The sequence below is a fragment of the Streptomyces sp. NPDC031100 genome (assembly GCF_055570785.1).
The window spans coordinates 37399-60760 of sequence record NZ_JBVIGN010000020.1 but is presented as its reverse complement, the minus strand read 5'-3'; the positions used below and the strand labels follow the sequence as shown (position 1 = coordinate 60760).

The following is a 23362-nucleotide window of genomic DNA, read 5'->3' as shown; positions in this document are numbered from 1 at the left end:
CCCGGCCGGTACCGCCCATGCACGGGACTCACACAGAACGGTTCCCTACGATGGCGCGGTGACCAGTACCGCGTCCTCCACGGACCTCCGGCAGGGCCAGGCACCGCACGACCAGCGGCCGTCGTGGCAGCAGCGGCTGCGCCGATTCGGCTACACGCCCGCCAAGGATGCGCCGGCGGGCGACGCACGTGACCGGCTGGTGCCGCCGTACGCCGAGCCGAGCCCGCGCCTGTGGCAGGTGCTGGGCGTCCCGCCGGTCCTGGCGGAGCGGATCGCGCGCTGGTCCGGCTGGGGCGGTCCGCTGCTGGTCACGCTGATGGCGGGCCTGATGCGGTTCTGGAACCTGGGCAGCCCGCGCGCGGTGATATTCGACGAGACGTACTACGCCAAGGACGCCTGGGCGCTCGTCCACCGCGGCTACGAGGTCAACTGGGACAAGAACGCCAACGACCTGGTGCTGCAGACCCACGGCCATCTGGCGATCCCCACGGACGCGGCGTATGTCGTGCACCCGCCGGTGGGCAAGTACGTCATCGGCCTCGGCGAGCTGATGTTCGGGTTCAACCCGTTCGGCTGGCGCTTCATGACGGCACTGCTGGGGACCCTCTCGGTCCTGCTGCTCTGCCGGATCGGCCGCCGTCTGTTCCGCTCCACGTTCCTGGGGTGCCTGGCGGGCGCGCTGATGGCGGTGGACGGCCTGCACTTCGTGATGAGCCGGACCTCGCTGCTGGACGGCGTGCTGATGTTCTTCGTGGTGGCCGCGTTCGGCTGCCTGATCATCGACCGGGACAGGTCCCGGGAGAAACTGGCCGCCGCGCTGCCGGTGAGCCCCGACGGCCTGGTCCGCCCGGACCTGCACGTCGGCGACACGTTCCGCTTCGGCTGGCGCCCCTGGCGCTGGGCGGCCGGTCTGATGCTGGGCCTGGCCCTCGGCACGAAGTGGAACGGCCTGTACATCCTGGCCGCGTTCTGCGTGATGGCGGTGCTGTGGGACGTCGGCGCCCGCAAGGTGGCCGGCGCCCGGCACCCGTACATCGCGGTGCTCAAGTACGACACGGGCATCACGTTCCTCGCGACCGTCCCGGTGGCGATCGCCGTCTACCTCGCCTCCTGGACCGGCTGGATCCTTTCCCCCGCCGACGGCACCGGCGGCTACTACCGCAACTGGGCGGCCACCGACGGCAAGGGCGGCAGCTGGACCTTCCTGCCGGACTGGCTGCGCAGCCTGTGGCACTACGAGCACGAGGTCTACAAGTTCCACATCGGGCTGTCGTCCCCGCACACCTACCAGTCCAACCCGTGGAGCTGGATCGTGCTGGGCCGCCCGGTGTCGTACTTCTACGAGTCCCCCTCCCCCGGCGCCGACGGCTGCCCGGCCGACGCCGGCCAGAAGTGCGCGCGGGAGGTGCTCGCCATCGGCACGCCGCTGCTGTGGTGGGCGGCCTGCTTCGCGATCCTGTACGTGCTGTGGCGGTGGCTGCTGCGCCGAGACTGGCGGGCCGGTGCCATCGCCTGCGGGATCGCGGCCGGTTACCTGCCCTGGTTCATGTACCAGGAGCGGACGATCTTCCTGTTCTACGCGGTCGTCTTCCTGCCGTTCCTGTGTCTCGCGGTGACGATGATGATCGGCGCGATCGTCGGCCCGCCGGGCTCCGGCGACACCCGCCGGGTGGTCGGCGCCTCGGCGGCGGGTGTGCTGGTCCTGCTGATCGCCTGGAACTTCATCTACTTCTGGCCGCTGTACACCGGAACGGCGATCCCGATCGACTCCTGGCGGTCGCGGATGTGGCTGGATACCTGGGTATAAGCGCTCTGTCCACGGCTGGACGCCTGAGTACAAACACTCTGTTCACAGAAATCACCCCTGCATACTGTTCCCCGTGAGCATTTTTTGAACATGTTCATCAAACGGGGAGGAGCGCTCGATGCGCAGCGCAGTCAAGGGGGCCGTCATAGGCGGCGTGTGCGTGGTGGTGCTGGGCGGGGCCGGGTACGGGGCCTACAACATCGTGTCCGCGTTGAGCGGTGACGGGGGATCGGGCGGGGGCGGTCCCGCGGTCGTGAAGAGCGGCCCGCCGGGCACCGACGAGGTCGGGGCGACGACCGGAAAGTTCTTCGCCGCCTGGGAGAAGGGGGACGCCTCGACCGCGGCGGCCTACACCAACTACCCGGAGGCGGCCGAGCAGTTGCTGACGGCCTACGGCCGGGACGCGCACATCACCCATGTGCACATCACGCCCGGCGCGGCCACCGGCACGACCATGCCGTTCACGGTCAAGGCAACGGTGTCATACGGCGGAAAGACCCGACCGCTCACCTACGAGAGCCGCTTGTCGGTCGTGCGCGGCAAGACCTCCCACCGGGCGCTGGTCGACTGGCAGCCCTCCGTCGTCCACCCGCGGCTGCGCAAGGGGGACACGCTGATGACGGGCGGGTCCGCGACCCCGCAGATCGAGGCCGTGGACCGCGACGGGACGGTACTGACGCCGGAGAAGTACCCGTCCCTCGGCCCGGTCCTGGACGAGCTGCGCAAACGGTACGGCGACAAGACCGGCGGCCGGCCCGGCGTGGAGCTGGTGATACGCCACGGCGCCACGACGGGTGAGGAGAGCGCGGCCGACACCACCCTCCTCACCCTCGCCAAGGGCAGGCCCGGCAGGCTGCACACGACGCTCAGCGCGAGCGCGCAGGCGGCGGCCGAGACGGCCGTACGGAAGTACACCGATGCCTCCGTGGTGGCCGTGAAGGCCGGCACGGGCGAGATCCTGGCCGTGGCCAACCACCGCGACGACGGCTTCGACGCGGCCCTCCTCGGCGAACGCGCCCCCGGCTCCACCATGAAGATCATCAGCGCGGCGACCCTCATCGACAACGGCCTGACCACCGCGAACGGCCCGGCGCCCTGCCCGCCTTCCGCCGTCTGGCAGAGCCAGACCTTCCACAACCTCAAGAACCTCGCCCCGGACGACCACGCCACCCTCTCCGACAGCTTCGCCCGCTCCTGCAACACGGCGTTCGTGAAGTTCGCGGACGAGGTGAAGGTGGACACCCTGACCAAGGAGGCCCAGGAGCGGTTCGGGCTCGGGCAGAACGACTGGCAGATCGGCGTCCCGTCCTTCGACGGCCGGGTCCCCGCCTCCGGTGGCCCCGACACGGCGGCCGCCCTGATCGGCCAGGGCCAGGTCCAGATGAGCCCCCTGAACCTGGCCTCCGTGACGGCGACCGCGATGACCGGCGCCTTCCGGCAGCCGGTGATCGTGCCGCTGGACCTGGACCACCGCGCACCGGCACGCGCGCGTGGGCTGTCGCAGAGCACCGTCCTGCAGCTGCGCGCCATGATGAACCGCACGGCTCGCAGCGGCACGGCGGCCACCGTCATGTCCGGGCTCGGTGGGAACATCGGCGCGAAGACCGGCTCGGCCGAGGCCGACGGGCTGGCGAAGTCCGACAGCTGGTTCGCCGGGTACCGCGACGACGTCGCCGCCGCCGCGATGGTGCAGGACGGCGGACACGGCGTCGACGCGGCCGGACCGATTGTCGCAACCGTGCTACGGACTGCCCGCTGACATCACCCTCAAAGGCGGGGACCTTAATGTGGTTGGCGTCGTTGGGGAGTGTGAGGGCCGCGGGGACCCTGGGGAAGGTGCGGAGGAACTGAGGCTGTGGGCAAGAGAAGGCGCGTCGCCGAGCGACGGAAGACCAGACCCGCCGTGCTCGGCGGGATGATCGCCGTGGTCGTCGTCGGCGCCGGGTTCGGCGTCTACGCGCTGTACGACGGCGGTGCGGCGGCCGAGGACCGGACGGCCACGTCCGGGCACCGGGCCGTCAAGACAGGCCCGCTCACCGCAGCCGAGGTCCGCACCGCCTCGACGCGCTTCCTCACCGCCTGGCAGCAGGGCCGGGTCGGCGAGGCGGCGGCCGCCACCGACGACTCGGCCGGCGCCACCACCCTGCTCACCGGCTACTCCAAGGACGCCCATGTGAAGGACGTCACGGTCACCGCGGGCAGGGGCACCGGCGCCAAGGTGCCGTTCTCCGTGAAGGCGACGGTGTCGTACCAGGGCCTCAGCAAGCCGCTCGCGTACGGCAGTTCGCTCACCGTCGTGCGGCGGGCGAGCGACGGCAAGCCGCTGGTCGACTGGCACGCCTCCGTGGTCCAGCCGGACCTGAAGGACGGCGACACGCTCGTCACCGGCGAGTCCGGCACGCCGCCGATCAAGGCGCTGGACCGGGACGGCGCGGAGCTGACGGCCGCCAAGTACCCGTCACTGGGCACGGTTCTGGACGGGCTGCGGGAGAAGTACGGCAAGGAGGCGGGCGGCAAGGCGGGCGTGGAGCTGCGCGTGGTGCGCGGCAAGGCGTCGAAGACGGCGAAGCTGTCCGACAAGACGCTCGTGGAGCTGAGCAAGGGCACTCCGGGCACGGTGAAGACGACGCTGAGCCCCACGCTGCAGGCGGCCGCCGAGCAGCAGGTGGCCAAGCAGGCGCGCGCGTCGGTGGTCGTGATGCGCCCGTCGACCGGCGAGATCCTGGCCGTCGCGAACACCTCCCACGGCTTCAACGTCGCCTTCCAGGGCTCCCTGGCGCCCGGCTCCACGATGAAGATCGTGACGTCGACGATGCTGTTCGAGAAGGGGCTCGTCACCCCGGACGCGTCGCACCCCTGCCCCAAGACGTACAAGCTCGCCGGCTGGACGTTCCACAACGACGCCGACTCCGAGATCAAGAAGGGCACGTTCAAGCAGAGCTTCGGGGCCTCCTGCAACAACGCCTTCATCAACTTCGCGCCGAAGCTGTCCAACAGCGACCTGACGCAGGAGGCCCAGCAGGTCTACGGCCTCGGCCTGAACAACTGGTCCATCGGCGTCCCCACGTTCGACGGCGCCGTCCCGGTGCAGAGCGGCGCACAGATGGGCGCCTCGCTGATCGGGCAGGGCGGGGTACGCATGAACCCGCTGAACATGGCATCGGTGGCGGCGACGGTGCGGACCGGCGTCTTCCACCAGCCGTACCTGGTGTCCCCCACGGTGGACCACCGCACGCTCGCGAAGGCCTCGCGCACCATGTCGTCGAAGACGCAGGCCGAGCTGAAGGACGTCATGCAGTACACGGCGACCTACGGCACGGCAGCCAAGGCGATGGCGGGCCTGGGCTCGGACTACGGCGCGAAGACGGGCTCGGCGGAGGTCGACGGGCAGAAGAAGCCGAACGGCTGGTTCACGGCGTACAAGGGCGATCTCGCCGCGGCGGGCGTGGTGCAGGCGGGCGGCCACGGCGGTGACACGGCCGGGCCGATCGTCGCGACACTGCTGAAGCTGGGGAGCTGAGCGGTCCCCTCGGGAAGCCGAGGGGTCCGGGATGCGTCAGCTGTGCACGGGCTCGGCCGCATGCGTCCGGCGCAGGAACCTGAGCAGCGTCTTCGACTCGAACTGCACCACTTCCACGCCGTGCGCGGAGTGGAACTCGACCACGGCCTGGACGCGTCCGCACGGCCACACCCGTACGTCACCGCTCTCGGCCGGCGCGCGCAGTCCCCGTTCGAGCAGGGAGCGTGCGAAGGTCCACTCGTGCGGTCCGGGCAGCGGCAGGCCGACCCGGACCGAGCGCGGATCGGTGTCGGGGTCGTACCGCAGAACCACCGGTACGGCCCCCGGGTCCTCCTCGTCCGTGACGATGTGGGCGCGCGCGTACTGCTCGACTACAGACATCGGATCGCCCTCTCACGCTCAGTGACCTATGCGGAAGCCGCGCAACCGCTTCCATCCAATGTCGCATATTTTCCGGTTTGCGCCCTATCGAGAGCGAGACCCGGTCTCTCTTGCAAAAGGGTTGCAACAAGCCTCTAAAATCGTCCGGTGCACGTACCTGACGGATTCATCGACGCCCCCACCTCCGCGGTCACCGCAGTGGTCGCCGCCGGCGCCCTCGCGGTGAGCCTGCGCGGCGCCCGCCGCGAGCTCGACGAACGTGCGGCCCCGCTGGCCGGCCTGGCGGCGGCGTTCATCTTCGCCGTACAGATGCTCAACTTCCCCGTCGCGGCCGGCACGAGCGGCCATCTGCTGGGCGGTGCGCTCGCCGCGATCCTCGTCGGCCCGTACACAGGCGTGTTGTGCGTGTCGGTCGTGCTGCTCATGCAGGGCGTGCTGTTCGCGGACGGCGGGCTGACCGCGCTCGGCGTGAACATCACGGACATGGCGATCGTCACCACGGTCGTGTCGTACGCCGTCTTCCGCGGGCTGCTCGCCGTACTGCCCCGCAAGCGGCGTTCGGTCACCGTCGCCTCCTTCGTCGCCGCGCTGGTCTCCGTGCCGGCCGCCGCCGTCGTCTTCACGCTCGTCTACGCGGTCGGCGGCACCACGGACGTCGCCCTCGGCAAGGTGGCGACCGCGATGATCGGCGTCCATGTGCTGATCGGCATCGGCGAGGCCGTGATCACCGCGCTCACGGTGAGCGCGGTCATCGCCGTGCGCCCGGACCTGGTGCACGGCGCGCGCGGTCTCCGGCAGCGCCTGAAGCTGCGCGTGGACGGCGTGCTGGTGGACGCTCCCCCCTCCCCCACGGCGCCCGTCGCGGCGCGCACCTCCCGGCGCACGCTGTGGATCACCGGACTGGTCACCTCGCTGGTGCTCGCCGGGTTCGTGAGCTTCTACGCCTCCGCCGACCCGGACGGCCTGGAGAAGGTCGCGCACGACCAGGGCATCGACAAGAAGACCGAGAAGCACGCGGCGGCCGACTCCCCGCTCGCCGACTACGGTGTCAAGGACGTCTCCGACGCCCGGCTGTCCGGCGGCCTCGCCGGCGTGATCGGTGTGGGCGTCACGGCCGTCGCCGGCAGCGCGGTGTTCTGGGCGGTGCGCAGGCGGCGCAGCGCGGACGTCTCCCCCGTGAACACGGGTCTGTGAGATGGGAGCCGGACACGCGCACCGCCTCTACCGGCACGGACACTCTCCCGTGCACACCCTGCCGCCGCACACCAAGCTCGCGGCCGCGTTCGCCTTCGTCGTGGTCGTGGTGTCGACCCCGCGCGAGGCGCCGTGGGCGTTCGCGGCGTACGCCGTCCTGCTCGGGTACGTCGCGTACCACGCGCGCGTGCCCGCCGGTTTCCTGCTCAAACGGCTGCTGATCGAGGTGCCGTTCGTGGCGTTCGCGGTCCTCATGCCGTTCGTGGCGGAGGGCGAGCGGGTGCACGTGCTCGGGCTCTCGCTGAGCGTGGGCGGACTCTGGGGCGCCTGGAACGTGCTCGCCAAGGGCACGCTCGGCGTCGCCGCCTCCGTGCTCCTGGCCGCCACCACCGAGCTGCGCGAACTGCTGCTCGGGCTGCAGCGGTTGAAGCTGCCGCCGCTGCTCGTGCAGATCGCCTCGTTCATGATCCGCTACGGCGACGTCATCACCGACGAGATGCGCCGGATGCGGATCGCCCGCGAGTCGCGCGGCTTCGAGGCGCGGGGCGTACGGCACTGGGGCGTGCTCGCCAAGTCCGCCGGTGCGCTGTTCATCCGCTCCTACGAGCGCGGGGAGCGCGTGCACCTGGCCATGGTGAGCCGGGGGTACGCCGGTTCTATGCCGGTCATCGACGAGGTGACCGCGTCCCGGGCCGAGTGGCGTCACGCCCTCGCGCTCCCCTGCGCCGCCCTCGTCGTCTGTCTGCTGGGATGGGTCCTGTGAGTACTGCTTCGCTGGAGGTCTCCGGCCTCGCCTTCGCCTACCCCGACGGCCACCAGGCCCTGTTCGGCGTGGACTTCTCGATCGCGCGCGGCGAGCGGGTCGCGCTGCTCGGCCCGAACGGCGCCGGCAAGACGACCCTCGTCCTGCACCTGAACGGCATCCTGGGCGGTGGCACCGGCACGGTGACCGTGGCCGGGCTGCCCGTCGGCAGGCAGCACATGGCCGCCGTCCGGCAGAAGGTCGGCATCGTCTTCCAGGACCCGGACGACCAGCTGTTCATGCCGACCGTGCGGGAGGACGTGGCGTTCGGACCGGCCGCCGCCGGGATCAAGGGGGCCGCGCTGGAGGAGCGGGTGCGCACCGCGCTGGAGCGGGTCGGCATGCAGGACTTCGCCGACCGGCCGCCGCACCACCTGTCCTTCGGTCAGCGCCGCCGGGTCGCCGTCGCGACCGTCCTCGCGATGGAGCCGGAGATCCTGGTCCTGGACGAGCCGTCCTCCAACCTGGACCCGGCCTCCCGGCGCGAACTCGCCGACATCCTGCGCTCCCTGGACGTCACGGTCCTCATGGTCACGCACGACCTGCCGTACGCCCTGGAGCTGTGCCGGCGCTCGCTGATCCTCAGCGACGGCGTGATCGCGGCGGACGGCCCGACCGGCGAGCTGCTCTCCGACGACGCCCTGATGCGGGCGCACCGTCTGGAGCTGCCGTTCGGCTTCGACCCGAAGTCCGTGACAATGGGCGCGTGACGAACGAGGACCCCGCCGTCGAGGGCTCACTGCTGCTGGACGACCAGCTGTGCTTCGCGCTGTACGCCGCGCAGCGCGCCGTGACCGCCGCGTACCGCCCGCTCCTCGACGATCTGGGACTCACCTACCCGCAGTACCTCGTGCTGCTGGTCCTCTGGGAGCGCGGTGAGACCAGCGTGAAGGAGCTGGCGGGCGCCCTGCGCCTGGACTACGGCACCGTCTCGCCGCTGCTGAAGCGGCTGGAGGGGGCGGGTCTGGTGAGCAGGGAGCGCGCGGCGGACGACGAACGCTCGGTGCTCGTCGCGTGCACCGGGCGCGGGGAGCAGCTCAAGGAGCGCGCGGCGCGCGTGCCCGGCGCACTGCTCACGGCCACGGGGCTCGGCGCGCAGGAGGTCGCGCGGTTGCGCGAGGAGTTGTGGAGGCTCACCGAGCGCGCCGGCACGGCGGCCGGCCGACGCTGATCTCGGGTTACCTGCGGTTGCCACCCCCTGGCGACTCCTGCTGACCTACCGGCCAGTACCTTGTGCACGATGTACTTGTGCGCCACTTGTCCCGGGGGAGGCCGGCCATGACCGACACCACCGCAGTCGACTCCGCTGTCGACGCAGCTCTCGACACCCGTCCGACGAAGATCATGTACGTCGCCGAGGCCACCGCCCACGGCGGCCGGGACGGCTATGTCACCAGTCAGGACGGCCAGATCGAGCTGAAGGTCGCGATGCCGCCGGAGCTGGGCGGCGCCGGCAACGGCACCAACCCGGAGCAGCTGTTCGCGGCCGGCTACAGCTCCTGCTTCCACAACGCGCTCATCCTGGTCGGCAACCGCGCGGGCTACGACCTGACCGGTTCCACGGTGGCGGCGAAGGTCGGCCTCGGCCCGAACAAGTACCGCGGCTACGGCCTCGCGGTCGCCCTCAGCGTCTCCCTGCCGGTCCTGGACCCGGACATCGCGGCGAAGCTGGTGGACGCCGCCCACGAGGTGTGCCCGTACTCGAACGCGACGCGCGGGAACATCGACGTGACGATTCTGCTGGGCTGAGCCGCGCCCGGGTGAGCGCACCCCGACCCGGGTACAACGCCGGTGTCGCCCGTGTGGGCGGGGCAGGGGGGCCGCCGTGCACTGGTTGATGCCGCGCAGGGTGACCGCACGCGCGCGGGAGCGGAAGCTGGGCACGTACGTCGAGTGCGAACGCACCACCCCGGAGCTGGTGCTGCTTTTCCTGCAGGTCACCAGCCCGTTCTGGTTGGTCATGCCGCTCGTCGTGCTCATACGCCTGTGCATGGGGTACTGGGACGAACGCACCGTCACGGGCGGCCTGTACGCGCTGGCCGGACTGCTGCCGGTCGTCCTCGGCTTCCGTATCGGCTGGTACCGGGGGGCGCTCTACCGCTTCCGCCGGGGCGTCGTGCTCCGGAAGTTCTGGACCTACCGCGCCTACACCTGGGCCGAACTGACCACCGAGACGCACGGATACTGGGCGGACGAGGGGGACAAGTTCGAGTACCGGGTCTGGCGCGAGGAGCTGGAGCTGCGCACTCTCGACGGGTCTCGTGTCTACCGGTACGAACGGAACCCGTCCGGGATCGAGGAGCTCGTCCGGTCGGCGCGCGAGCCGCAGGACACGGTCCCGGCCGGGTACGAGGACGGGCCCGAGGACGCCAGACCGTAGCGGACATCACCATCTGCCGAGGAATCCAAGGCCACACACCCGTGTTTCACTCATGGTCGAGGGCGAGTGGAGGGACCGGGCGTGGATGTGGACGTGAACGGCACGGTGGCCGACGGCTTCGAGCCGGTCAGGGAGGCGTTCGCAGCGAACTTCGCGCTGCTCGGGGAGCACGGCGCGGCCGTCGCCGTGTACCGGGACGGCAGGAAGGTCGTCGACCTGTGGGGCGGCACCAGGGACGTGGACGGTACGGCCCCCTGGGAGCCCGGTACCGCGCAGATCGTGCGCTCCGCGACGAAGGGCGTCGCCGCCGCCGTACTCCTGCTGCTGCACCAGCGCGGCGAACTGGACCTGGACGCCCCGGTCGGCGCGTACTGGCCCGAGTACAAGGCGGCCGGCAAGGAGCACACGCTCGTCCGGCACCTGCTCGCGCACCGCGCCGGCGTGCCCGTCCTGGACCGCCCGCTGACCCCCGAGGAGGCGGCCGACCCCGACCTCGGCGCGGCGGCCGTCGCCGCGCAGGCGCCGGTATGGGAGCCGGGCACGGACCACGGCTACCACGCACAGACCTTCAGCTGGCTCACCGGCGAGCTGATCCGGCGGATCACCGGGCGGCCGGTCGGCGCGTGGATCGCCGACGAGATAGCCGCGCCCGTCGGCGCCGACCTGTGGCTCGGCCTGCCCGAAACGGAGCACGCGCGCGTGGGGCGCGTCGGCCCCGTGGAGGCGCCCGACACAGCCGGCGCGCTCAGGACTCGCCCCAAGCGGGCGGTCACCGAGGCCTACGCCGACCCCGGCTCCCTCACCCGGCGCGCCTTCGCCGCGATCACCCCGCTCCCGGACGAGAACGCGCCCAGCTACCGCGCGGCCGCCCTGCCCGCCTCCAACGGCATCGCCACCGCCGACGGCCTGGCGCGCTTCTACGCCTCGCTCATCGGTGAGGTGGACGGCGGCACGCGTCTGTTCACCCCGCAGACCATGGAGCTGGCCCGCGCGGAGCAGTCCGCCGGGCCGGACCGGGTGCTCGTGGTGGGCACCCGGTTCGGCCACGGCTACATGCTGCACGGCAGCGCGTCCCCGCTGCTCTCCCCCGGTTCCTTCGGCCACCCGGGCCGGGGCGGCGCCCTGGCGTTCGCCGACCCGGAGACGGGCATCGCCTTCGGCTATGTCACCAACGGCTTCAGGAAGAGCGTGACGGCGGATCCGCGGGCGCAGGCGTTGGTGCGCGCGCTGCGCACGGCGCTCGCATAGGGCGCGCCGCGCCAACACGCCCCCGTTGGCGTCACACGTTGATCGGATGCGAGGTCCGGCCGGACGCCGCGTCGATCTCCCCGTGAGCCTTGGTCAGCAACTGCATGGCCAGTTCGTTGAGCGCGCGGGCGCCCGCTATCTCCTCGCCGACGCGGGGCTGATTCGCGTCGACGCGGTGACGGCTGGCGGAGCCGTGCGCCCGGACCTCGGTGCCGTCGGGCAAGCGCACCAGAGCGACCGCGCGCGTGTGCGTGTCGTCTTCCTTGAATTCCAGCTCGACGTGCCATCCCACAGCGGTGTGCATCATGTCGACCACCTCCGGAGTACCACTGGTTCCAGGGTGCTCCCGCGCGCGCGGAACGTCACGTGGAGGCCGGATCTCAGCCGGCCGGCTTCTCGTCGAAGCTGGCGAAGTAGGCGGCGACCATGTCCTCGTCGGCGTGCCCCTGCGCGGCGGCCCGTTCGAGCCGTTCGGCCGTCGCGGCGGCGACGTCGAGCCGGACGCCGCCCCGCTCGCCCGCCCGGACGATGAGCCGTGCGTCCTTCGCCGCGGTGGCCACGGCGAACGACGCCGGGGTCAGCTGCTCGTTCAGCACCAGAGCGGACTTGGCCCGCAGGTACCCCATGTCGAGCGGCCCGCCCTCGATCAGGTCGAAGAAGTCCTGCGGGTCGACGCCGAGGGCCTGGGAGAGGGCCAGCACCTCACCGGCGGCCGCTGTGGCCGCGAGGACCCAGCTGTTGGCGACCAGCTTCAGCCGGCTCGCGCTGCCCGCGGCCCCGTCCTCACCGGTCCACACGGTCTTGGCGCCGACCGCGTCGAAGACGGGCGTGACCGTCGCCCGGCCCTCCTCCGGACCGGCGGCCAGCACGGTCAGCTGACCTGCCTCCGCGGGCTGGCGGGTGCCGAGGACGGGGGCGTCGTAGAACACCAGCCCGTGCTCGCGGGCGAAGTCGGCCAGCTCGGCGACCAGTTCGACGCCGGCGGTGGTGCACTGGGCCCACACCGCGCCCGGACGCAGCGCCGGGGCGGCCTCGCGCATGACGTCCAGCACGGTGTTGCCGTCGTACAGCATGGTCAGCACGACATCGGCGCCCTCGACGGCCTCGGCCGACGTGCCGGTGACCCGGATCCCGTCCGCGGCCAGCGGCTCGGCCTTCTCCCTCGTACGGTTCCAGGCCCGGACCGCGAGCCCGGCGCGGGCGAGGCTGCGGGCCATGGCGGCACCCATGATGCCGGTGCCCAGGACGCTGACGGTCGGCTTGTCGGTCATTGGGGCTCCCTGTCCTACGGTTCCTGTCCTCCTGCTCCTTGGTCATCTTCGTACGGACGTCGTCAGCTTCGTTGGAAGAACTCCACCTCCGCCAAGGCCAGGTGACGGCCCGGGGTCAGACCGACGGGCGAGCGGAGCACCAGCCGTACCGTCCTCGCGTCGCTGATCCCGGTGGGGATCGTCTGTGGGCCCGGTTTGTCGCTGAGGGTGACCTGTTTGTGGTGCTTCTCGCCGTCTTGGGTCGTCACCTCCACGTCCAGCTGGAGCGCACGTGCCTGGCGGGCGTACTCCTGCGGAGACGCGGACGCGCCGTTGGTGATGATCAGGTCGACGAGCCGGAACGGCTTGCGGAAGGTGTAGGTCACCGAGGCGCCCGGCCCGGGCGCGCCCCAGTAGCGGTTGCTCAGCCCGTCCGTGGTGTCGGTCGCCGGATGCCCGCGCACCTCTGCGCTCGCCTTGACGTCGGCCGGGGTCACGGGCTTGGCCTTGCCCAGTTTGTCCCGGGTGTCCTCGAACAGGGCGCGGCCGGCCGGCAGCAGCAGGAAGCCGCCCGCGCACAGAGCCAGCAGCACGGCCAGGATCACGAAGAACCGGAACGCCCGGCCCGAGCGCGCCCGCGTCCGGCGGCGGAACGGCCACACCGTCCGCCACCACGGCAGCGGTGCGGGCCGCTCGGCGGGCGTCAGCTCAGCCGCGCAGCGTCGGCAGAACCGGCGTCCCGGCTGGTTGAGCGTCCCGCACGCGGGGCACGGACGCCCCGCCTCTACGTCCGGCACCGCCACGGGTCGTACGACGGGGCGGGGGGCCACCGGCTTCGCGGGGCGTACGGGCACGATGGGGTCCGGTGCCGGAGCCTGCGGCGTGCGGGGCGGGATGGTCGTCGAAGCAGGTGGGGTGGGGGGTACGGCGGCCTCGGCTTCGCCTTCGGCCGGGTTGTTCCCACCCGCACCACCTGTGCGGAATGCGCCGTCGGGTGCGGGTGGCCCCTGTGGTGCGTCCTCGCCATCGGCGGCTGCCGGTTCGATCCTCGTGGCGGCGGTGGGTCCTGGGGCTGCTGCGGCCGGTTCGTCTGCTGCGGCCCGGGGCGGAGGGGTCGTCCCGGGCCGGCCGGGGTCGGCGCCGGGGCGTGGGCCCCCGGCGTCCGTGACGCGCGGCCCCCTCCCCTCGCCGCGGCCACGGCCGGTCAGCCGGCCGCTCAACGACGAAGTGCGGCCGCGCGGGGCAGACGCCATCTCGTCCGCCGGACGTGAGGCGGGCGCCGGGGTGGGGGCGGGAGCGGGCGGGGGCTCCGGGGACGAGGCCGACGGCTCCGACGCCCGGGGTGTGCTCGGGACCGGCGGGTCCGGCGTTGTGGGCGAGGGCCTGCTCGGGGCCGGTGTGGAGTCGGACCAGCCCAGGTACGCGCCGCAGTTGCCGCAGAAGTCGTCCGTGGGGTCGTTGGACGCCCCGCACGCGGGACACGCGCGCATGACGTCATCTCCCTTCGTCGGCGGGCGGGGCGGGCAGGACCTCCACCCGGAAAGCCGTGTGCACCGGACACATGGCCCGGGCGATCTCGCGGACCCTGTCCACGTCCACTCGCGCCTCACGGGCCGGCCGCACCCGGACCAGGATCTCGGCGGCCGGCTCGGGCGGCAGCTCGGCACCGGCGGTGCTCGACCACGTCGCCCCGCCGTCGCCGGTCACCTCGGCGTGCACCCCGAGCGCGAGGTGCAGGGCCTCTACCAGCCCGCGCCTGGTGCCGCGCCACCGATGCAGCTCGACCGCGCGGACGACCGCCTCGCGGCGCAGTTCCACGGGCCACTCGGGGTCGTCGGCGGCGCCCACCCACGACGCCAGCCAGGCCAGGAAGTCGGTCGGCGTCAGCCGGGGGTCGAGGTAGGCGGGCAGGTTGTCGAGGGTCGCGAACACCGGGGCGAGGACGGTGTCGAGACCGGCGGTGAAGCGCTGCGCGAACTCGTCGTCGGCGTACAGGGCGGGCAGCTGCTCGCCGATCGGGTACCTGCTCGGCAGGCCGGGCACGGCGGCGCGGCTCATCCCCGCGCCTCCGGATCGACGGCCGTGACGACCACCTGGTGCTGGTAGGAGAAGACCAGCGCGCCCGGGGCCACGTCGATGCGGTCCGACGGGGCTCCGCGCCGGCCGGTGATCGGGTCGGCGGGGAACAGCCGGATCTCCTCCACCAGCGCGTTGCCGGTGGCGCGTTGGAGGATGCCGAAGATCTCGCCGTACTGGACGGGCCGGCCGAACGGCCATCCGGTGCCGTCCGGGCCGCCGTTGAGAGGGTTGACGTGGCGGAACAGGGCGTCGAGGGCGGCGTCGCGGACCCGGTCGGTGTCGCCGGGTGCCGTCGCGAGCCGGGCCACCACGGTGACGCCCTGGTACACCGGCGGCTCCACCACGAGGCGGGTGCCGATCAGGCGTCGTTCGTCGAGGCGCGCGGTGATGGCCTCGAGCACCTGGTCGGAGGGGATCAGCTGCTCGAAGCGGAGACGGTCGTCGCCCTCGTCGGCCACCGCGTCCGGCACCACCAGGACCCGTACCGCGCCCGGACCGTCCGCGGCGGGCAGACAGCGGACCCGGCGTACCGAGGGCGCCGCCTGGCGGCTGATGATCTCGTAGTCCTCGGCGGTCACCGCGCGCTCCTGCATCCGCAGCACTTCCGGCGCCCGCAGCTTGGCGTTCTCCACCGTCTCGCCCGCGACGCCGCCCCGTGCGGCCTCCCGGTTGGTGACCTGCGCGATGTACGGAACGGAGCTGAGCAGCACGGAGATCGCGCCGCGGGCGACATTGCCCGCTGGGCCGCCGCCGGTGCGGTAGCGGGCCACCCGTATCTCGGCGCCCTTGGGCGGTACGGCGCCGCACTGCCGCAGCGTGCCGTCCGGCTCGCGCAGCACCGGGGGGAAGCTGAACTCGCCGGTGGTGGCGTCCACGCGGACGTGCCGGTCGGCGGGGCCGGACCGGCCGAAGTGGTCCACGATGTCCCAGCGTTGCCAGCCATCGGCCGAGGAGACCTCCACCACCGGGGGCTCGCCGTCGAGGAGGACCGGCGGGCGGCCGAGCCGGAACGTCTGTCCCGCGACGCCCTCCGAGGTGCCGAGCGGCACGTCGGTGACGGTCTCGGCGTGCTCGACGGACATGGTGCCGCCGACGGTGAACACCTCCGCCTCGCGCACCGTCGGGGACTCCGAGTAGAACGGCTGGCCCGGTTCCGCCTCCGTGACCCGGCAGCGCAGCCAGCCGGCCCGGGTCCCGCCGATCACCGACGCGGCGTGCACGGCCGGTACGTGGACGATGACCTCGCCCGGCCGGTTCAGACCGCCGGTGGTGTCCGTGCTGGTCTCGCACAGCTGCCAGCCGCCGCCGTCCCACGCCTCCCACACGAGCGGGGGCTGGCGCGGGTCCACGCCGACGCCCTCGACGCGGCTGTCCAGGCGCACCGCGACGATGCACCGCGGCACCGCCGTCGGCAGGCCGAACAGCAGCGCGTCGCCCGGCTCCGGTGCCGCCTGGAAGCAGGGGATGTCGTGGCCTTCGGCGAGCATGCCGGTGCGGTCGGCCTGCTCGCCGGTGCGGGGCGCGGTCACCAGGCGGATCAACTCGCTGGGAATGATGCGCAGTTCGTCCGTGGTCGCGAACACCACGGCGTCGTCGCTCTCGCCGCTCGCGGTGGTCACCTCGGTGCTCGCGGGCAGTGCGACGGTGTCGGGCTGCGGTGCCGACAGCCAGAAGTCGACGTCGGCCCCGGCGGCGGCGGGCGGGAACAGGCCGATGCCCAACAGGTCCAGGAACGCGGTGTAGTTCTTGTCCGGGACCCGGTTCAGCCGGTACAGCAGCTGGTCCACCATGTAGGCGAACGTCTCGATCAGGGTGACGCCCGGGTCGGAGACGTTGTGGTCGGTCCACTCCGGCGTGCGTTGCTGCACATACCGCTTCGCCTCGTCGACGAGCTGCTGGAACCGTCGGTCGTCCAGGTTGGGGGAGGGCAGGGCCATCAGTCCGCGACCAATTCCTCGGCCCCCTCCTCGGAGGGGATCGTGTAGAAGGGAAAGACCAGGTTGCGCCGGTCGTTGGTGGAACGCAGGGTGTAGTGCACGTCGATGTAGAGGGTGCCGTCCTCGATGGCGTCGAAGGCGACGACCACGTCGTCCACCGCGATCCGCGGCTCCCACCGCTCGAGAGCCTCACGCACCTGCTGTCCGATACGTCCGGCGGTGGCGCCGTCGCCGGGGGCGAAGACGTAGTCGTGGATGCCGCAGCCGAACTCGGGGCGCATGGGGCGCTCGCCGGGCGCGGTGCCGAGCACCAGGCGGATCGCCTCCTCGATCTCCCGCTCCCGTTCGACCATGGCGATCCCGCCGGTCGGCCCGACCCGCAGCGGGAACCCCCAGCCGCGGCCGATGAACCGCTCGCTCATCACACGCCCCCGATCAGGACGTTCATGGCGCCCACCACGATCTTCGCACCGCACGTGGACTCGTCCCGCTGCCGTGCGGCCGGCACCCCGCCGATGAGGACCTGGCTCTTGGTGAGCGAGCTCGGGTCGGGCTTGATCACGTTGGCGGGTCCCAGGGCCGCGTGCGGCGGGATCGGACAGACGACCAGGCTGCCCACGACGGCGGCGGGCTTGCCGCCGATCAACACGGTCGCCACGGCCCTGGCGGCGACGGGCGGCGGGGTGCCGACCGTGCCGCCGTGGCTGGTCTGGTCACCGGTACGGGCTGCGGCCGGCATGCGGCGCTCCTTGTGGCAGGTAGGGGACAGGGATCAGTTGATCTTGATGAGTCTGGCCTTGAGGACGCCGAGCAGACCGCCGTCGACGGTGACGCCCGAGCGGCCCTTGATGTTCACGTTCTGGCCGCCGTCGATGTTGACGTTGCGGCCGCCGATCTTCACCCCGACCCTGCCGTTGATGTCCACGTTCCGGCCCGAGACGCTCACGTTCCCCCGCCCCGCGTCCAGGGTGATGCCCTTCTTGTCGAGCACGACGGAGCTGAGCGGGCTGCTGCCCTTCCTGGCGTACACCGTCAGCTCGATCTTGCCCTTCCGTTGGTCGACCTTTATTTCGAGGCGCTCGTCGGCGGATGCGAGCCTGAGCCCGGACAGACCCGGTGTCCTCGCGTCCAGGAGCTCCAGCCGGTGCCCCGAACGCGACACGATGGAGCGGCGGTTGACCTTCCCGGTGGTCTTGTCGATCAGCGGGACCTTGTGCGGCGACGGCTTGTCGACGCCGTTGTAGAGACCGCCGATGACGTACGGGCTGTCCAGCAGGCCCTGTTCGAAGCCGACCAGGACCTCGTCGTTGACCTCGGGGCTCACCACGCCTCCGCCGCCCTTGCCGCCCCACTGCACGGTGCGCACCCAGTCGGTGGTGTACGTGTCGTCCAGCCAGGGGAACTTCAGCTTCACCGCACCGTTCTGGGCACCGCCGGGCTCGCGTACGTCCGTCACCACGCCGATCGCCAGGCCCGGCATGCGCGGGCCGCGGGAGGGCGCGTTGGCGCCGGTCACCAGACCGGTCAGGGAGCGGTCGGGGCTGGCGCTGACCCACACCGTGGTCCGGTATCCGCCGTGCGGTTCGAGGACGTGCTGCACCGCCGTCGCCGTGTACTTGCCGGAGAACGCCTGTCCGACGTTGCCGAGCGTCACGGGCTTGCCGGCCCGCAGCAGCGGGTTGCCCTCGGCCTCCACCTCCAGCTCCCCGAAGCCCGCGCTGACCTGATCGGCCACCGCGTCCGCGACCGCCTTCGTCTCGGCCTGGGTGCGGTACGGGGTGTCGGTGACGGTCAGCTTCGACGTTCTGCCGAACCGGGCGGCGAGCGCCGGGCTCAGGCCCGGCACCACCGTGTCACTGTTCACCGACGGCATCCTGGCCACCAGCGGCCGCTTCGTGGTGACGTCCCAGCCGCGCACCTCCACCTGCTGCGCACCGTCGGCGGCGGACAGGGAGGCCCGCAGCGCCAGCAGGTTGCGGCCGTACTCCAGCACCATCGGGTTCTTCGTGGCCGAGGTCGACGGCGCGGGCGCGCCGGACGCCTTCTGCGGCTTGGTGAACTGCAGCATCCCCTTGTCGTCGACGCGCACCTGCGCGCCGCTCTCGGCGGCCAGGAACTGCAGGAAGTCCCAGTCGGACACGTTCGCCTGGGAGAGCTGCTTGTAGGTGACCGGCGCGGCCTGCACGGTGCCGCAGGCAAGTCCGGCCCCGGCGGCCACCTTACGGACGATCGCCGACGCCGTCATGTTCCGGTACGCCACCACCTTCCGGCCCCGCTGCAGGCGGTGCGCCTTGGAGTAGGCGCGGACCACCGTGAACGAGCCCGTGCGGTCCCGGTCCACCTCCAGGGCGGTCACCTCGCCGTTGAACAGCCGCTCGCGGGCCTGCCCGGTCGCGGTCATCACCGAGACCTTCAGCGGGGTGCCGATGGTGATGCCGGTCTTCTTCAGGAATTCGTGGTCGGGGTCGCGGAAGGTGAGCACCGCCGCGTCCGGCAGGCCGACGTTCTCATCGACCACGCAGCTCACCAGCTGGGCGACCCAGGCCGGCGGAAGTTCGCCGGGCGCCTCCACGATGGGGTCCGCCGCGAACGACCGGCCGTCCCGTGCCCCGCCTGTCACTGCTCCTCCTCAGCGCCCGCGTCGCTCGTGGCCGGCACCACCAGTTCGGTGCCGGGTACGAGCGCCATCGGGTCGTCTATGCCGTTGGCCTCCGCGATGACCCGCCAGGCCGTCGCGTCGCCGTACTCCCGCCAGGCCAGCAGGGCCAGGCTGTCGCCCGCCACGACGGTGTGCGTGCTGCGGGCGGTGCGCGCGCCGGACGTGGGGTTCTGTCCCGCCGGGCCGACGCTCGCCTCCTCGATCGACAGCCGGCAGGTGGCCCGTAGCGGCTTGCCGTCCACGTCGAACAGCGTGTACGTCACGGACAGGCTGGAGAGCACCCCGTCGAACGAGGTCGTCCGCGCGGTGCCCCACTCGAACCGCACCCACGGGCTGGCCGGCTTCTTGCGGCCCAGGCTGGCCTTGGTCGGCACGCAGGCCTTCATCAACTTCTCGACCGCCTGCTCCACGGAGTTGTCGTGTTTGGCGGTGGCGTCCAGGAACACCTCGAGGCTCAGCTCGCGCGGCCCGCTGCCGACGAACTCGGGCAGCGCCGACTCCTCGGCCATCCGCGACGGGGAGCGCCGCCACTCGGTGGTCTTGCGCAGCTCCAAAGAGGAGGGATTGAACTGGAGGTTGATCCGCGCGAGCGTCCCGCCGGGCTTCGCGCCGACGGAGGCAGGGGGCTCCTTCAGGGTCAGCTGGGCCCTGGCCCGACTGGTGCGGGACGCTTTGAACATGCCGGGACTTCCTTTCCGGGACGATCACATGGGCGGCGGACGGTTCATGAGGGTGGGTCAGGAAGGGCTCAGCCCCTCGTGGGCGATCTCCAGCGTCTCCACCGCCGCCTGCGAGCTGCTGGGGTCGAATGACGGGCCCTGCCAGCGCACCGGGACGATCCCGAACACCTGCCAGCTGATGATCCGGGTCAGGTCCGGCTTCAGCGCCACGATCTCGCCGTCCTTGGGCTCCACCCGCTTCAGCGTCTCGTCGAGCCAGCGGGCGATCTTCGCCGTGTCAGCGGTCACCGGCCGGGTGAGCGTGATGTTCGACCAGGTCACGCGGCCGGGCAGGTTATGGGTGAAGCCGTTGTTGCCGCCCTCGGCATAGGTCTCGATCTCCACCTCGGCGCCCATGCCGGAGCAGGTGTGGAAGGCGCCCAGGTCGTTGCCGCCGATCGCGAGCCGGAAGAACACGCTCGTCGCGAAGATGTTGTCCGTCATTCGTCCGTCATCCGTCCGATCCGTTCCGTGCCCTCAGCGGCGTCCGTCGTAGGGGCGGCCTGTGCGTTCCCGGCCGCGCCTCAGCTCGGTGCGCAGCAGCCTGGCCATCGGGTCCAGCAGGCGGCGCGCCAGGTCGTCCAGGTCGATGCCGGGGTGTTGCGGGTTCTCGGCGGCCCGGTGGGCGGTGCGCTTGCCGGTGGCGGAGGTCGCGGAGGCTGACCGCGACCGGCCGCGCACCGGATCCGACGTGGCCGGTTCGGCGAGGTCACCGGCGGCGGAGGCCGGCTGCCGCCGACCGCTCGACGGCCGCTCCTTGGCCAGGTCCCCCGGGAGTACGGAATCGTCCGCGCTGTAGGGCATGCGCTGGACCGGGGCCGCCGCGCCGCCGGTCCGGCCACCCGGCGCCGCGGTGCGGAGCCGGACCACGGGTACGTCGGCCGCGGGTGCCGACGCCGACGGGGCCGACGGGCGGTCCGCGAGCGGCGGGGTCTGTGGGGCGGTCACCGGGAGGGACCGTGCCGGTGCGGCGGCGGCCGGGCCGCGCGTCCCGGGGGTCTCGGGGTGAGGCGACGCAGGCCGGACGACCGGGACGCGCTGGACGGCGACGGAGGAACCAGCCGTCCGTACGCCCGAGTTGTCGGGTCCGGGATGCGCGTTCACGGCCCGTTGGACCTGCGGTGTCGCCGGGGCCGCCGGTCCGGGATTCGGGGTCGCGGCCCGCTGCACGTGGGACGTCGCCGGTGCGGCCGCCGGGCGTGCGGACCTCCCGGTGTCGCCCTGGCCCTGGGAGCCGGCCGGTTCACCCGGCCGGCGCATCGGCACCACGGGACGGGTGGCGGAGGGCGCGGCGGCGGGCTGTGCCACGCCTTCCGGGGCCCGGGTGTTGAGGGTCAGCGGGCGCGCGTGGAGCAACTGGAGGGTGCGGGGTGCCGCCGGTGCGGAGTCCGCTCCGGAGCGGGTCGCGGTGAGCACGCGCGGGTCGGCCGCGCCGGGGGCCCGGGCACTTGCGGTGCCGAGGGGGCTCTGACCGCCTTCGGTGCCGAGGGGACGGGGTGCCGCCGTTACGGGCGCCGGGCCGGCGGCAGGGGTCCGGCTGCCTTCGGTGCCGTCGGCCAGGGAACGGGCCACGACGACCGGGCCCGGGATGCCGGGGTCCTGGGGCCGTTGCCCGCCCGCGCCCGGCGCGCCGGAGGTCACGCCCGGGCGTGGCGCATTGCCTGCCTGGCCTGCCGAGCCTTGTGTACCCGCCGAGCCTTGCGTACCGGCTGTGCCTTTCGGCACCGCGGCCGGGGAGGCCGTCACCAGCGGTGTGGCCGGCCCGCTTCCCTGGCCCGTGGGACCGGGCGCCGTGGTGCCCCCGGTGGTGGGCCGGTCCGCGAGGCTGCGCTGGACTTCGACGGCCCCCAGCAGCGGCGCGTCCGTTCCGCGCTCCCCCCGCTCGCGGGGCGCGGCGTCGGCGGGCGCCCGGTCGGGATCCGCAGGGGACGGTGCCGGAGCGGATCCGGCATCCCGGTCCTGCCGGGCCGTGACGCGCTGGACGTCCGCGCCGGGCGCGGTGCGAGCGGCGCGGACGCCGGACGCCGCTGAACCGGCCAGGTCGGCACTCGGCGGCAACGCGGGCAGCGGCGCGCCCAGACCACCGCGCGCACGTGCGCCGCTCCGGCCCAGACCCGGAGTCCGGCGCGGCTCGGCGGGGCCGTCCGGGGCGCCGTGGCCCGTCCCTTTCCCTCCGCTGCCGACCGGGCGCGGGGCGCCGTGATTCGTCCCGCTCGCGCCGCTGCCGACCGGGCGCGAGGCGCCGGCTGCGCCTTCCGCTGTGCCGTCGGGACGGCGCTGGACGACGGGAAGCGCCCGACCGGACACGGATCCGGCGCCGGGCGGGGGCTGCGGGGCGGGGGCGGCCTGCGGCGGCGGTGCTGCTGTGGCGGGAAGCTCGCTCAGCGGGGCACCGAGGGGTGCGCGGCTCGCCGTGCGGGTGGCGGCGCGCTGTACGGGTGCGGTCGAGGGCACCCCCGCACCGGCCTGTGCCGTTTCGGCGGAGGCGGGACCGGGTGTGCCGGGGACGGCGCTGCCCGCGGTCGCCGACGGGGCGGCGGGCCGCAGGGCGGGGATGCGGCGCACGGGTCCGGCCGGGCGCCGGGCGACGGTCAGCCGAGGCCCCACCGGCCGAAGCCGGACGGCAAGGTCGAACGCCTCGGCGCCCGAGGCGCGGGGCGCTGACGGCTGTCCGCCTCCCCGGGCGGACTGTGCCCCTGTCGCCCCCGTCGCACCGCCTCGGACGGCGGGGCCGGAAGGCGTAGGGACTGCTGAACCTGCTGACGAACGGGACGCGCTCCCGGAGTCCGGCTTGGTCCCGTCGGCGCGGGTCTCCGAGGCGGACCCGTCGGAGGCGGACCGTGCCACGCCCCCGTCGGCGGCCGCGCCCGGGAGCACCGACACACGTCGTACCAGCGGAATCTCCCGAGCAACCGGCGGGCGGCCGGTGTCGGCGGGGGTCACGAGCGGGACCGTGCCAGGCGCCGCGGCCCGTTGGACAGGGGAAGGCGACGAGGAGAGCACGGCCGGGGAATCCCCGGACGTGAGGCCACGGGTCCGCGGAGCACCGCTCGAATGCCCCTTCCCCGCAGTGCTGTTGTCGCTGTCACCGCCGGGACGCGCCCCCACGGGCTCGGGCCTTGAGCCCGCTTCCGCCGCTCCCGTACCGCCGGACCCGCCAGAGGTGGCCCGTACAGCAGGTGTGGAGGCCAACAGGCCGGACGGACCGGCCGACTCCGATCCGGCCGATCCGGCCGACCCCGAACCGGCTGGCGCAGGACCTGACGGCCGTGCCCCCGGACTCGCCCGACGCCGGACCTGCGGTGTCCGGCCGTCCGGCGTCCGCGCCGTGCCGTCCGAGGTCCTTGCATCCGGGGTTCCGTCGGCCTGCCGCCCCTCCGCCCCCT

The 23362-nt window shown here is 72.8% G+C and carries 22 protein-coding genes; 10 read left to right on the top strand and 12 right to left on the bottom strand.

Annotation, left to right across the window (positions count from 1 at the left end; genetic code table 11):
• Window positions 1-58 precede the first annotated feature (58 nt).
• The 3 genes from ACZ5DS_RS39310 to ACZ5DS_RS39300 all read left to right on the top strand — a co-directional run bounded on the left by ACZ5DS_RS39310 (window position 59) and on the right by ACZ5DS_RS39300 (window position 5327).
• Window positions 59-1807 (top strand): dolichyl-phosphate-mannose--protein mannosyltransferase, encoded by a 1749-nt coding sequence (locus ACZ5DS_RS39310; protein WP_468248456.1) that lies wholly within the window; start codon window positions 59-61, stop codon window positions 1805-1807.
• 118 nt (window positions 1808-1925) lie between these two features.
• Window positions 1926-3566: a penicillin-binding transpeptidase domain-containing protein gene (locus ACZ5DS_RS39305; protein ID WP_468248453.1), complete on the top strand. Its 1641-nt coding sequence runs from the start codon at window positions 1926-1928 to the stop codon at window positions 3564-3566.
• Between the two features lie 96 nt (window positions 3567-3662).
• Window positions 3663-5327, top strand: a complete 1665-nt coding sequence (locus ACZ5DS_RS39300) for a penicillin-binding transpeptidase domain-containing protein (protein WP_468248451.1) — start codon at window positions 3663-3665, stop codon at window positions 5325-5327.
• Window positions 5328-5363: 36 nt separating this feature from the next.
• Here ACZ5DS_RS39300 and ACZ5DS_RS39295 read toward each other — a convergent pair whose 3' ends face one another.
• A complete protein-coding gene (locus ACZ5DS_RS39295; RefSeq protein ID WP_468248449.1) occupies window positions 5364-5708 on the bottom strand; it encodes an SsgA family sporulation/cell division regulator in 345 nt (114 codons plus the stop codon).
• Window positions 5709-5855: 147 nt separating this feature from the next.
• On the opposite strand from ACZ5DS_RS39295, the gene ACZ5DS_RS39290 reads away from it, so the two are divergent.
• The 7 genes from ACZ5DS_RS39290 to ACZ5DS_RS39260 all read left to right on the top strand — a co-directional run bounded on the left by ACZ5DS_RS39290 (window position 5856) and on the right by ACZ5DS_RS39260 (window position 11332).
• A complete protein-coding gene (locus ACZ5DS_RS39290) occupies window positions 5856-6902 on the top strand; it encodes an energy-coupling factor ABC transporter permease (RefSeq protein WP_468248446.1) in 1047 nt (348 codons plus the stop codon).
• Between the two features lies 1 nt (window position 6903).
• On the top strand, window positions 6904-7665 hold the full coding sequence (gene cbiQ / locus ACZ5DS_RS39285) for a cobalt ECF transporter T component CbiQ (RefSeq protein WP_468248444.1): 762 nt from the start codon (window positions 6904-6906) through the stop codon (window positions 7663-7665).
• A complete protein-coding gene (locus ACZ5DS_RS39280) occupies window positions 7653-8414 on the top strand; it encodes an energy-coupling factor ABC transporter ATP-binding protein (protein WP_468248442.1) in 762 nt (253 codons plus the stop codon). The genes cbiQ and ACZ5DS_RS39280 overlap by 13 nt, the downstream gene beginning before the upstream one ends.
• On the top strand, window positions 8411-8875 hold the full coding sequence (locus tag ACZ5DS_RS39275; protein WP_468248439.1) for a MarR family winged helix-turn-helix transcriptional regulator: 465 nt from the start codon (window positions 8411-8413) through the stop codon (window positions 8873-8875). Before ACZ5DS_RS39280 ends, ACZ5DS_RS39275 begins: the two co-directional genes overlap by 4 nt.
• 107 nt (window positions 8876-8982) lie before the next feature.
• Window positions 8983-9453, top strand: a complete 471-nt coding sequence (locus ACZ5DS_RS39270) for an organic hydroperoxide resistance protein (protein WP_468248437.1) — start codon at window positions 8983-8985, stop codon at window positions 9451-9453.
• 76 nt (window positions 9454-9529) lie between these two features.
• Window positions 9530-10084, top strand: coding sequence for a hypothetical protein (locus tag ACZ5DS_RS39265; RefSeq protein WP_468248436.1), 555 nt, complete (start codon window positions 9530-9532; stop codon window positions 10082-10084).
• Window positions 10085-10171: 87 nt separating this feature from the next.
• The gene (locus ACZ5DS_RS39260; RefSeq protein WP_468248582.1) at window positions 10172-11332 is read left to right on the top strand and encodes a serine hydrolase domain-containing protein; all 1161 of its coding nucleotides are present in this window, start codon (window positions 10172-10174) and stop codon (window positions 11330-11332) included.
• Window positions 11333-11363: 31 nt separating this feature from the next.
• On the opposite strand, the gene ACZ5DS_RS39255 is transcribed toward ACZ5DS_RS39260, so the two are convergent.
• The 11 genes from ACZ5DS_RS39255 to ACZ5DS_RS39205 all read right to left on the bottom strand — a co-directional run bounded on the left by ACZ5DS_RS39255 (window position 11364) and on the right by ACZ5DS_RS39205 (window position 22583).
• A complete protein-coding gene (locus tag ACZ5DS_RS39255) occupies window positions 11364-11639 on the bottom strand; it encodes a DUF1876 domain-containing protein (protein ID WP_468248434.1) in 276 nt (91 codons plus the stop codon).
• A 73-nt stretch (window positions 11640-11712) separates the two neighbouring features.
• A complete protein-coding gene (locus ACZ5DS_RS39250; RefSeq protein WP_468248431.1) occupies window positions 11713-12603 on the bottom strand; it encodes an NAD(P)-dependent oxidoreductase in 891 nt (296 codons plus the stop codon).
• A gap of 62 nt (window positions 12604-12665) precedes the next feature.
• The gene (locus ACZ5DS_RS39245) at window positions 12666-13436 is read right to left on the bottom strand and encodes an NADase-type glycan-binding domain-containing protein (protein ID WP_468248430.1); all 771 of its coding nucleotides are present in this window, start codon (window positions 13434-13436) and stop codon (window positions 12666-12668) included.
• Between the two features lie 640 nt (window positions 13437-14076).
• Entirely contained in the window at window positions 14077-14640 is a 564-nt protein-coding gene (locus tag ACZ5DS_RS39240; protein WP_468248429.1) for a phage tail protein, read from the bottom strand.
• On the bottom strand, window positions 14637-16598 hold the full coding sequence (locus tag ACZ5DS_RS39235) for a putative baseplate assembly protein (RefSeq protein WP_468248426.1): 1962 nt from the start codon (window positions 16596-16598) through the stop codon (window positions 14637-14639). The genes ACZ5DS_RS39240 and ACZ5DS_RS39235 overlap by 4 nt, the downstream gene beginning before the upstream one ends.
• Window positions 16598-17020 carry a GPW/gp25 family protein gene (locus ACZ5DS_RS39230; RefSeq protein WP_468248424.1) on the bottom strand — a complete coding sequence of 141 codons (423 nt, stop codon included), beginning with the start codon at window positions 17018-17020 and terminating at the stop codon, window positions 16598-16600. Before ACZ5DS_RS39230 ends, ACZ5DS_RS39235 begins: the two co-directional genes overlap by 1 nt.
• A complete protein-coding gene (locus ACZ5DS_RS39225) occupies window positions 17020-17337 on the bottom strand; it encodes a PAAR domain-containing protein (protein WP_468248422.1) in 318 nt (105 codons plus the stop codon). Before ACZ5DS_RS39225 ends, ACZ5DS_RS39230 begins: the two co-directional genes overlap by 1 nt.
• A 33-nt stretch (window positions 17338-17370) precedes the next feature.
• Entirely contained in the window at window positions 17371-19218 is a 1848-nt protein-coding gene (locus tag ACZ5DS_RS39220) for a VgrG-related protein (protein WP_468248419.1), read from the bottom strand.
• Window positions 19215-19937: a CIS tube protein gene (locus tag ACZ5DS_RS39215; protein ID WP_468248417.1), complete on the bottom strand. Its 723-nt coding sequence runs from the start codon at window positions 19935-19937 to the stop codon at window positions 19215-19217. Before ACZ5DS_RS39215 ends, ACZ5DS_RS39220 begins: the two co-directional genes overlap by 4 nt.
• A 57-nt stretch (window positions 19938-19994) precedes the next feature.
• Window positions 19995-20420, bottom strand: a complete 426-nt coding sequence (locus tag ACZ5DS_RS39210; protein WP_468248414.1) for a phage tail protein — start codon at window positions 20418-20420, stop codon at window positions 19995-19997.
• Window positions 20421-20453: 33 nt separating this feature from the next.
• Window positions 20454-22583 (bottom strand): hypothetical protein, encoded by a 2130-nt coding sequence (locus ACZ5DS_RS39205; protein ID WP_468248411.1) that lies wholly within the window; start codon window positions 22581-22583, stop codon window positions 20454-20456.
• Window positions 22584-23362: the final 779 nt, after the last annotated feature.